Annotated in this window: 10 protein-coding genes and 2 pseudogenes; 8 read left to right on the plus strand and 4 right to left on the minus strand. The window is 73.2% G+C overall.

Annotation, left to right across the window (positions count from 1 at the left end; genetic code table 11):
- Positions 1-726 (minus strand): annotated as a pseudogene (locus CCN42_RS10665) (FUSC family protein); the annotation flags it as partial.
- A 152-nt stretch (positions 727-878) separates the two neighbouring features.
- Here CCN42_RS10665 and CCN42_RS10670 point away from each other — a divergent pair.
- From CCN42_RS10670 to CCN42_RS10690, 5 genes and pseudogenes are all read left to right on the plus strand, one after another.
- Positions 879-1,433, plus strand: a complete 555-nt coding sequence (locus CCN42_RS10670) for a DUF5134 domain-containing protein (protein WP_086734878.1) — start codon at positions 879-881, stop codon at positions 1,431-1,433.
- 110 nt (positions 1,434-1,543) lie between these two features.
- On the plus strand, positions 1,544-2,479 hold the full coding sequence (locus CCN42_RS10675; RefSeq protein ID WP_086734880.1) for a M56 family metallopeptidase: 936 nt from the start codon (positions 1,544-1,546) through the stop codon (positions 2,477-2,479).
- Positions 2,480-2,558: 79 nt separating this feature from the next.
- Positions 2,559-3,230, plus strand: coding sequence for a phosphatase PAP2 family protein (locus CCN42_RS10680; RefSeq protein ID WP_086734882.1), 672 nt, complete (start codon positions 2,559-2,561; stop codon positions 3,228-3,230).
- A gap of 210 nt (positions 3,231-3,440) precedes the next feature.
- A pseudogene (locus CCN42_RS10685) lies at positions 3,441-4,137 on the plus strand (HAD family hydrolase).
- A gap of 146 nt (positions 4,138-4,283) precedes the next feature.
- On the plus strand, positions 4,284-4,958 hold the full coding sequence (locus CCN42_RS10690; protein ID WP_086734884.1) for a TetR/AcrR family transcriptional regulator: 675 nt from the start codon (positions 4,284-4,286) through the stop codon (positions 4,956-4,958).
- On the opposite strand, the gene CCN42_RS10695 is transcribed toward CCN42_RS10690, so the two are convergent.
- Complete coding sequence (locus CCN42_RS10695) at positions 4,946-6,448, minus strand: LVIVD repeat-containing protein (RefSeq protein ID WP_086734886.1); 1,503 nt, start codon at positions 6,446-6,448, stop codon at positions 4,946-4,948. The genes CCN42_RS10690 and CCN42_RS10695 overlap by 13 nt on opposite strands.
- A gap of 195 nt (positions 6,449-6,643) precedes the next feature.
- On the opposite strand from CCN42_RS10695, the gene CCN42_RS10700 reads away from it, so the two are divergent.
- A complete protein-coding gene (locus CCN42_RS10700; RefSeq protein WP_245877224.1) occupies positions 6,644-7,288 on the plus strand; it encodes a DUF305 domain-containing protein in 645 nt (214 codons plus the stop codon).
- A gap of 38 nt (positions 7,289-7,326) precedes the next feature.
- Here the strand turns inward: CCN42_RS10700 and CCN42_RS10705 are convergent, their stop codons facing one another.
- Positions 7,327-7,797, minus strand: a complete 471-nt coding sequence (locus CCN42_RS10705; RefSeq protein WP_086734890.1) for a DUF6214 family protein — start codon at positions 7,795-7,797, stop codon at positions 7,327-7,329.
- Between the two features lie 190 nt (positions 7,798-7,987).
- Here CCN42_RS10705 and CCN42_RS10710 point away from each other — a divergent pair, with 190 nt between their 5' ends.
- Positions 7,988-9,331, plus strand: a complete 1,344-nt coding sequence (locus CCN42_RS10710) for an FAD-dependent oxidoreductase (RefSeq protein WP_086734892.1) — start codon at positions 7,988-7,990, stop codon at positions 9,329-9,331.
- A 28-nt stretch (positions 9,332-9,359) separates the two neighbouring features.
- Here CCN42_RS10710 and CCN42_RS10715 read toward each other — a convergent pair whose 3' ends face one another.
- Positions 9,360-9,725: an ArsR/SmtB family transcription factor gene (locus CCN42_RS10715; RefSeq protein WP_086734894.1), complete on the minus strand. Its 366-nt coding sequence runs from the start codon at positions 9,723-9,725 to the stop codon at positions 9,360-9,362.
- Between the two features lie 107 nt (positions 9,726-9,832).
- On the opposite strand from CCN42_RS10715, the gene CCN42_RS10720 reads away from it, so the two are divergent.
- The coding region (locus CCN42_RS10720; RefSeq protein ID WP_479688073.1) for an oxidoreductase at positions 9,833-10,035 on the plus strand (203 nt) is incomplete at its 3' end.

A 10,035-nucleotide genomic window follows, 5' to 3' on the forward strand; every position in this document is an offset into this window, starting at 1 on the left:
GGCGAGGGCCGGGCGGGCGGCGGCCGAGCGGGCGCCGCCGGAGAGCAGGGCCTGGCGGGCGGCGAGGACGGCGGCGGTGGCGGCCGTACGGGCGCGGGCGTGGCCCGGGCCGGTGCCGCGGGTGGCGGCGTACGCGGCGGCGGCGGTCAGGGCCTGCGCGGTGGCGCGGCGTTCCGGGCCGTGCGGGCGGAGCAGGCCGGGTGCCATGCACACCAGCCAGGCCCAGGCGCCCGCGGCGAGGCCCAGCGCGAGATGACCGGGGACCTGGCCGAGGCTCTGCGGGGCGAACAGGGCCGCGGAGCTGACGAAGGTGAGGACCACGTTGCCGGGCGGTCCGAGGCGGGTGACGTCGCAGAGCGCCTTCTGCGCGGCGGCGAGCAGCGCGCCGACGGTGACCAGCACGACCGCGTTCGTGGTGAGGGAGGCCGTGACCAGGGCGACGGCGAGTCCGGCGAGCATGCCGAGCACGACCCCGGCCAGGACGCGGGCGCGGGCGGCGTAGGGGCGGTGGTGGGCGTAGAGGGCGCACAGGGAGCCGGCCATCGTGTACATGGCCAGGTCGAGGCGGTCGAGGGCGAGCAGGATCAGGTTGGGCGGCGCGATCGAGACGACGACGCTGAGGGCGGGTTTGAACCAGATCTCGGACGGGCGGTTGAGGCGGAGTGCCGCGGCGAACGGGAGACGGCGTGGCCGGGAGGTCGCCGGGGAGGGGGGCGCACTGCTCATGAGACGAAACCTTAACAGGTGTTTTACTCGTGAATAAATGATTCGCCGCGCGGCGCGCTCCCCCGCATGCCACCCCGCGTACCTCCGTGCGCTCGCGTGCGCACCGCCCGGGCCGGGCATTCCTCGACCGACCGTCGAGCGGGGAGGCGCGTGTGCACGGACCGGCTCCGTCCGGATGGCTGCTGGTCGCGCTGTGCGCGGCGACCGGCGCGTACTGCCTGCTGCGGATGCGCAGCGGCGTCGAGGAGCAGCGCCGGGCCGCGGGCGGCGAGGCGCTGATGGGATTCGGCATGGCCGCCATGGCCGTCCCGGCGGCGGTCTTCGCCCCGCCGCCGTGGGCCTGGGCCGGGTACGCGGTGGTCTTCGGCGCGGCGGCGCTGCGCGCCCTGTGGGCGGCGCGGACCGGCACGCACCACCTGCACCACCTGGTGGGCGCGCTGGCCATGGTCTACATGGCGCTGGTGATGGCGGCCGCGCCGGGAGGCGGGCACGCCCACGGCGGCGACAGCGGGGTCCCGCTGCTGACCGGCGGACTGCTGCTCTACTTCGCCGGTTACGTGCTGCTGACCGGTGCCCGGCTGATTCCCGTGCCCGCCATGGCGGGCACGTCCGGCGCGCCGGCGGGCTGGGGCGACCGCCCTGAACTGGCGCGGGCCTGCCGGCTGTCGATGGGGATCGCGATGGTGGCGATGCTGCTGACGATGTGAGAGACGCCGTCGGCCGGTGACCGGCGGCGCGACGAAATCCGTCGTGGTCTGTGTCACTTCGTGCCAGCGGCCCGTACCGCGCGGTAGCCATCGCTCATAGGGTTGAGCTCATGATGGTCCCCGCGGCACTGCTGCTGCTCGGCGCCCTGACCGCCGTGGCGGCTCCCCGGCTGCTCGCCCGGGCCGACTGGCCGGACCGCGAACCGGTGGTCGCGCTGTGGGTGTGGCAGTGCGTGGTGGCGGCCGTACTCCTGTGCTGCGCGCTGTCGATGACGCTCAGCGCGGCAGCCGCCTGGCAGGCGGTCCGCGGACATGTGTTCGCCCCGGCGCCACGCGCGGTCGTGGAGGCCTACGCGCTCGGCGCGGCCGGCCCCTGGGCGGCGGCCCTGGCGGTGACGCTCGCCCTCGGCGGGCTGTGGAGCGCGGCGATGCTGGTCCGCGAGGTGGTGCGGGCCCGCGCCCGGTGGCGGCACCGGCACGCCGAACTCCTCGTCCGCGCCCCGGCCTTGCCCGGCGAGGAGCTTGGCCGCGGACGGCTCGTCGTCCTGGAGGGCGACCGGGCGGACGCCTGGTGGCTGCCGGGCAGCCGGCCCCGGCTCGTCGTCACCACCGCCGCGCTGCGCCGCCTCAAGGGGCGCCAGCTGGATGCCGTCCTCGCCCATGAGCAGGGCCACGCGCGCGCCCGGCACGACTGGCTGCTGCACTGCTCGGGCGCGCTCGCCGGTGGGTTCCCGCAGGTGCCGGTGTTCGCGGCGTTCCGCGACGAGATGCACCGGCTGGTGGAACTCGCCGCCGACGACATGGCCTCGCGGCGGTTCGGCCGGCTCACGACCGCGCTGGCACTGGTGGAACTCAACGAGGACCGCGGTGTGTTCGGCCCCGGGCCCGCCCCGCAGGCGCACCTCCCGCAGCGGGTGAACCGACTGCTCACTCCCCCGGACCGCCTCACCGCGGCCCGCCGGCTCCGCCTGACCACCGCGGCGGCCCTGGTGCCCGCGGTGCCGGTGCTGGTGACGTTCGTCCCGGGGCTGCGGGCGCTGGGCTGACGAACGGCGAACGCCGGGGCGACCCGCACCGCCCGGCCCGGGTTGACCTGCCGCCCCTCTCTTCGGCGAGGATCGCACCATGCACTCCCCCTCCGTCGACTCCCCGCCCCGTCCGCCCCGGCACGACCGCGCCGTGCGCGCCGGCACCGTACTGGCCCTGTGCTCGGTGCTGCTGCTCGCTCTCGTCGCCGCCGAATGGAAGCCGCTGCTCTCCTTCGACGGGGACGTCTCCCGCACCACGCACCGCTGGGCGGTCGACGAACCCGGCCTCACCAGGGCCTGCCGGATCCTGACGGACTGGGTGTGGGATCCGAACACCATGCGCATCCTGTGCGGTGTGGTCGTGGTGTGGCTGGTATGGCGGGCCAGAGCACGGTGGACGGCGCTGTGGCTGGTGGCGACGGTCGCACTCGGCACCGCGCTCCAGCAGGCCATGAAAGCCGCGGTGGGCCGCGACCGGCCCGTCTGGCCCGACCCCGTCGACTCCGCCCACTACGCGGCCTTCCCCTCCGGCCACGCCATGAGCGCCACCCTGGTGTGCGGCCTGCTGCTGTGGCTGCTGCACCGCGGGGGTGCCGGCCGCGCCCTGTGGCGTACGGCGGTCACCGTGGCGGTGGTCTCGGTGGTCGGCGTCGGCCTGACCCGGGTGTGGCTGGGTGTCCACTGGCCGACCGACGTCCTCGGCGGCTGGCTGCTCGGCGCCGCGGTGGCGGCCCTCGCGGTCGCCGCCCACCAGCGGCTGCGGCCGTGAGCGCACCGGGGCGGCGCCACCGGTAGGTCGGCCCGGAAGACTCGCGCCGCCGCGCGGTGCGCGCGCAGCAGAGCAACGCCACGGGAGCCGGTGTTCCGGCGCTGCGAAGGCTGCCGGGAGGTCAGCGTGGTGCGCGAGGGCCCCTTCGCCCGCGGCTCCTGCGGCAACGTTCCTCCCCCGGACCGGAACGTGGCTCCCTACGATCACCGCATGACAGCCTTACGCGCCGTACTGTTCGACTTCTCCGGAACCCTCTTCCGCGTCGAGTCCACCGAGGCCTGGCTGCGGGCCGTGCTGACCGATCGGGACATGTCCCTGAGCGAGCCCGAACTGGCCGACCGCGCGGGCGCTGGAGGCGGCGGGCGCGCTGCCGGGCGGGGCGAACCCCAGCCGGCTCCCCGGTGAGCTGGCCGGCCTGTGGGAAGTCCGCGACCAGAGCTCCGCCCAGCACCGGGCGGCCTACACCGCGCTGTCCCGCCAAGTACCGCTGCCCGACCCGGCCTTGCACGACGCGCTGTACGAACGCCATATGAGCCCGGCCGCCTGGTCCCCGTACCCCGACGCCATGGAGGTGCTGGCCGGCCTGCGCGAGCGCGGCATCGCCGTCGGGGTGGTCAGCAACATCGGCTGGGACCTGCGGCCGGTCTTCCGCGCCCATGGGCTGGACCGGTTCGTGGGCACCTACGCCCTGTCCTACGAGCACGGCATCCGCAAGCCGGACCCCCGGCTGTTCCGCCTCGCCTGCACGGCCCTCGACGCCGATCCGCGCACGGTGCTGATGGTGGGTGACGACCCCGACCGGGACGGCGGCGCCGCGGCGCTGGGCTGCGCCGTGCGTTTCGTGGACCACCTGCCGGCCGACCGACGACCCGACGGCCTGCGCCCGGTACTCGACCAGGTCGTCTGAGAGCCCGGCCCGGATGTGGCCGCCCGCCTCAGGCGATCCCCCGCGTCGCCCGAGGCAGGCGGCGTACCCGGCCGGGTCCGGGCACGGGCCCGCCGGGACGCGTTGAGTATAGTTGGCTGGCAGCCAGTCAACGCAGGAGTTACAGGATGTCCCCTCGAAGCGCCGCGGTCAATGAAGAGTTGCGGCGGCGTTCCCGGGAGCGGCTGCTCCAGGCGGCCGTGGAGCTCGTGGGTGAACGCGGCTACGAGGCCACGACCTTGGGAGACATCGCGGACCGGGCGGGTTCGGCGCGCGGGCTGGTGTCGTACTACTTTCCCGGCAAGCGCCAGCTGGTGCAGTCGGCGGTGCACCGGCTGATGCACCGCACGCTGGAGGAGGCGCTGGAACGCGAACCGCGTACCGAGGACGGCCGGGAGCGGATGGCGCGGGCCATCGACGCGATCCTGGGCCTGGCCCGCGACCGGACCGTGCTGATGCGTCAGCACATGGCCGGGCTGTTGCAGGCGGAGGGTTTCGTGCAGTGCCCGGAGCAGCAGCGGCTCGCGGAGTTGCTGCGCGACACCGTGGCCCGGCACGGCTCACGGGACACCGGGTGCGACTATCCGATGCTGCGGTCGCAGCTCATGGGCGCGGTCTACGCGATGGTGCTGCCGAACGTGGGGATGCCCATCTCCCCCCTGCGCGCGGAGCTGTTCCGGCGCTACGGCCTGGACTGGGAGCTGGGTTCCCCGCCGGGCGCCGAGGCGCCCGGCGGGGGTTGCGACCGGGACCTGTCACGGTTCTTCGCGACGGAGCCCCCGGTCACCGGTCAGTCGAAGTAGTCCGGCTGTGTCTGGACGTTGAGCTCACCCAGCCGGACCCGCTGCGCGGGGTCCGTGCGCCGGTCGTCGATCCTCAGGACGTCGAAGCCCTTGACCATGTCGTTCGAGTAGATGTGGCCGTTGTAGTAGTACGCCGACCAGGAACCGCCGCCCGCCAGGCGCTCGGTGCTGATCGGGCCGCGCTCGAAGTAGGCGATCTCGTGCGGCCTGGACGAGTCCGTGAAGTCCCAGACGGAGACACCGCCCTGGTACCAGGCCTGGACCATGAGGTCCTTGCCCTTGACCGGGATCAGCGAACCGTTGTGGGCCACGCAGTTCTCGGTGTCCGCCTGGTGACGGGGGATCTTGTAGTAGCTGCGGAAGACCAGCTTGCGCTTGTCGCCCTTGCCGACGATGTCGTAGATGCCGTCCGCGCCGCGGTTCGGGCCGACGGCCGCGTTGCAGGTGGCCGCGCCGCCGCCGCCCAGCTCGTCGGTGAAGACGACCTTGTTCGCCTTCTGGTTGAAGGTCGCCGAGTGCCAGAACGCGAAGTTGACGTTGTCCTGCACCTGGTCGATGACCTTCGGGTGCTCGGGGTCCTCGATGGAGAACAGGATGCCGTCGCCCATGCACGCGCCGGCCGCGAGGTCCTTCGAGGGCAGCACGGTGATGTCGTGGCAGCCGGTGGTCTTGGAGACGCCCGGGTTGACGGGCCCGCCCGGGTTGCCGCCGCCGTCCGCGCCCTCACCCGGGAACAGCACCGGGAAGCCCACGACCGCCGCCTCCTCGGGGGCGTGGCGCGGCACCTTGATGACGGAGATGCCGTCGTGCGGCGGCCGGCAGTCGGGGTAGGCGGCGTTGGGCGAGTAGGAGGAGACGTAGATGTAGACGTTGCGGCGCTCGGGCACCAGTGTGTGGGTGTGCGAGCCGCAGGCGGTCTCGACGGCGGCGACGTACTTCGGGTTCCGCTTGTCGCTGATGTCGAAGACCTTCATGCCCTCCCACGAGGACTTCTCGGTGGCGGGCTGGGTGGTGCTGTTGCAACTGCTGTCGCTGCGCGAGGAGTCGGTGGACAGGAACAGCAGGTCGCCGGAGACGGAGATGTCGTTCTGCGAGCCGGGGCACAGCACCTGGGCCACCGTCCTGGGTGACTTCGGGTTGCCGATGTCGAAGATGCGGAAGCCGTCGTAGTTGCCGGCGAAGGCGTACCTGCCCTGGAAGGCCAGGTCGGAGTTGGTGCCGGGCAGCACGTCCTTGGGGATGTTCGCCAGATGGCGGATGTTGGCGGAGTGGACCGTCTCGTCCTGGCCGGGTATCTCCCCGCTCCGCACCGCCTCCCGCACGTCCTCGCGGGTGCTCTCCGAGACCTTCTTCTCCGCGGGGGGCGAGTCTCCCGGGTCGGGGGTGGCGACCGCGGGCTGTGCGCTGAGCAGCGCGGCCAGGAGCCCGGCCGCGGCCGTGGTGATTCCCAGGCGTCTGCGCCGTGTTCGGGGATTGCTCAACAGGGTCACTGCTTCCTCCCTTGTTCCGTTCGCAAGGGAACGGTTCACGGACCCCCGAAGTATCGTCTTCGCCATGCTCAAATCAACAGGGGGGCAACAGACATGTAATGAATGTTTTTGCCGAACAGTCCTCACCGACGTGTTAAGACGGACCCCGGCACTCACGAGGTGCGCCCCGCGTTCCGCCCGTCACAGGAGGTCGTCGTGCTCCACCGCCGCACGCTGCGTCTCACGGTCCCGCTGACCGCACTGGCCGTACTCGGACTCGGTGCCTGCGACTCCGGCTCGACGCCCGAACCGGACCGCGCGAGCGGCCCCTCGGTGCTCGTGCCGGGCAAGCCCGGGGAGGCCAACCGGACCCTGTCCGCGCAGGAGGCGGCCCAGCAGCGCGCCGACGACGACACGCCCAACTCGGCGGACGTGGACTACGCCCGGATGATGATCGAGCACCACTCCCAGGCCCTGGAGATGACCGCGCTCGCCCCGGACCGCGCCGCGTCGGCCCAGGTGAAGAAGCTGGCCGGGCGCATCGCGGCGGCCCAGGGACCCGAGATCGACGTGATGGAGGCCTGGCTGGATCAGCACGGCAGGACGGAGACGGCCGAGGGCCACGAGCACCGCGCCATGCCCGGCATGGCCACCGAGAGCCAGCTGAGCAGTCTGCGGGCGGCCCGCGGACAGGCCTTCGACCAGCTGTTCCTGACCCTGATGATCACCCACCACGAGGGGGCGATCACGATGGCGGCGGACGCCAAGGCGCAGGGGAACAACGTGAAGATCGAGGAGATGGCGGACGATGTGATCGCTCAGCAGACGAGCGAGATCACCCGGATGCGGCGGATGCTGTGATGCCGGTCGGCGGGTGAGGCTCCGGCGTTCGCCGGCGCTCAGGTACGCCGTGCGTGACGCGGTGTCAGGAAACCCGCGTCACGCGCCTGCGCGATCATCCTGAGCGACTTGCGGCGGCTGTGCCCGGTCGCGCACATCACCGCGAGCACCGGGTCGGCGCCTTCCTGCTGTGCGGCCCGGTACTCCTCCGCCACCAGCCGCCGCCCCTGGATGCCGCGCGGCCACGGCGGCCGGGCCCGGCGCGCGACCTCGCCCTCGCCGGCGCCCTCGACCGTCTCCGTCGCGATCCCGCACGCCTCGCACAGCGGTCCCTCGATCCAGTCGGCGAGTTCCGTGAGGTCGTCGAGGGAGATCGCGGGCCGGGCCCGGACGTCCTCCAGGGAGACGTTCCCGTCCGCCAGCACGGCCAGCACCTCCACGCCGGCGCCGTCGGGAAAGGCCAGCCGCACCTGGAACCAGGCGGTCGCGCCGCCGTCCTCCCGCACCTCCCACGCGGGCCACACGGACACCGCGCCATCCTCCGGCCGCCGATCGGAAAGATTGAGAAAGGATGCTTCCAGCACCCACGCAACGTAACCTCGTGATCACATGGCACACGAACGGACACGCGTCCGCTCTCCGCGACGGCACCCTGACAGCGCAGCCCCGCCGGTGCGATGCTGGAACCGACCGCGAACAACGGGACGAAGGAGTTCCGCCGTGCTGCGAGTCGCCGTCGTAGGTTCCGGACCGAGCGGGGTCTACTCCGCCCAGACCCTCGTCCAGCAGGAACCGCTGGCACGGGTCGACGTGCTGGACCGGCTGCCGTGCCCGTACGGCCTGGTGCGCTACGGCGTCGCGCCCGACCACGAGAAGATCAAGTCGCTGCAGAACAATCTCCGGACCGTCCTGGAGCACGACCGGGTGCGGTTCCTCGGCCGGGTCCAGGTCGGCGCGGGCGGCGTGCCGGCCGCTCGGCTGCGGGAGCTGTACCACGCGGTGGTGTACTGCGTGGGCGCCGCCACCGACCGGCATCTGGGGATCCCGGGGGAGGACCTGCCGGGCAGCTGGTCGGCGACCCAGTTCGTGTCCTGGTACAGCGCCCATCCGGACGCGGTCGACGACGGCTTCGTACGGGAGGCGCGGTCGGCCGTGGTCATCGGGGTCGGGAACGTCGCGGTGGACGTCACCCGGATCCTGGCGCGCGGCGCGGCCGAGCTGGGCCCGACCGACATGCCGGACGCCGCGCTGCGCGCGCTCACCGCGAGCCGGGTGACCGAGATCCAGATGGTGGGGCGGCGCGGACCGTCCCAGGCCCGGTTCACCACCAAGGAGCTGCGGGAGCTGGGCGCGCTGCCGGAGGCCGACGTGCTCGTCGACCCGGCCGAACTGGCGCTGGATCCCGCCTGTGCCGATCCGTCCGCGCTGCCCGCCCCGCAGCGCCGCAACGTGGAGGTGCTGCGGAGCTGGGCGGACGGGACGCCGCGGGGTGCGCCGCGCCGGATCCTGCTGCGCTTCTTCCTGCGCCCCGTCGAGCTGCTCGCCGAGGCGGGGCGGGTGGGCGCGGTGCGGTTCGAGCGGACCGTGCCGGACGGACGGGGCGGGGTCGCGGGCACGGGCGCGTTCGAGGTGGTCGAGGCGCAGCTGGTGCTGCGGTCGGTGGGGTATCGCGGGGTGCCGCTGGAGGGGCTGCCGTTCGACGCCGGCAGCGGCACGGTGCCGCATCTGGCCGGGCGGGTGCTGCGTGACGGGGCCGTCGCGCCGGGCGAGTACGTCGCGGGCTGGATCAAGCGGGGCCCGACGGGCGTGATCGGCACCAACCGGCCGTGCGCCAAGGAGACGGTGACCTCGCTGCTGGAGGACGCCCCCGCCCTGGCCCGCCGGGAGGTGCCCGAGGATCCGTTGGCCGTGCTGCGCGCCGAGGGCGTCGAGCCGGTGGAGTGGGAGGGGTGGCGGGCCATCGAGCGGGCGGAGGCGGAGCTGGGCGCGTCGCTGGGGCGAGGTGTGGTGAAGCTGCCCGACTGGCAGTCCCTCCTGACGGCGGCGCACGGCAAGGCCCCATAGCGGCCTCCGGCTCGTCCTCCAGGGCGGTTCAGCCCTCGCCGAGCCGGGCGGACTGGCGGGCCGCGGCGCCCAGGAGGGCGTCGAGGAGCCCCGGGAAGAGGGCGTCCAGGTCGTCCCGGCGCAGACCGTTCATCTTGGCCGTGCCCCGGTAGATCTGCCGGATGACCCCGCTCTCCCGCAGCACCCGGAAGTGGTGTGTGGTGGTCGACTTGGTGACCGGCAGCACGAACTGCGAACAGGACAGCTCGTCGCCGTCGGCGGCGAGCTCCCGCACGATCTGCAGCCGCATCGGGTCGGACAGGGCGTGGAGCACACCCTCCAGCCGGATCTCGTCGCGCGCCGGGTGGGGCAGGGTGCGGCTGGCACGGGCGGTGGTCACGGCAGCTGGCTCCACTTCGTCGGGACCTCCATCGTACGAGAACCATCGTAGTTTGACATCTACCGTACTACGATGCCTATCGTACGAGCCCAGTCTTCGGTCCGTGACGAATGGAGCCCGCCGTGACCGCGCTCTTCGAGCCCTTCACCCTGCGCGACGTGACGATCCCCAACCGCGTGTGGATGCCGCCGATGTGCCAGTACTCCGCGGCCCCCGAAGGGCCGGAGGCCGGTGTGCCGCACGACTGGCACTTCGCCCACTACGCGGCCCGCGCGGCCGGCGGCACGGGCCTGGTCATCGTCGAGGCGACCGCGGTCGCCCCCGA

The sequence above is a fragment of the Streptomyces glaucescens genome (assembly GCF_002154375.1).
Taxonomy (GTDB): Bacteria; Actinomycetota; Actinomycetes; order Streptomycetales; family Streptomycetaceae; genus Streptomyces; species Streptomyces glaucescens.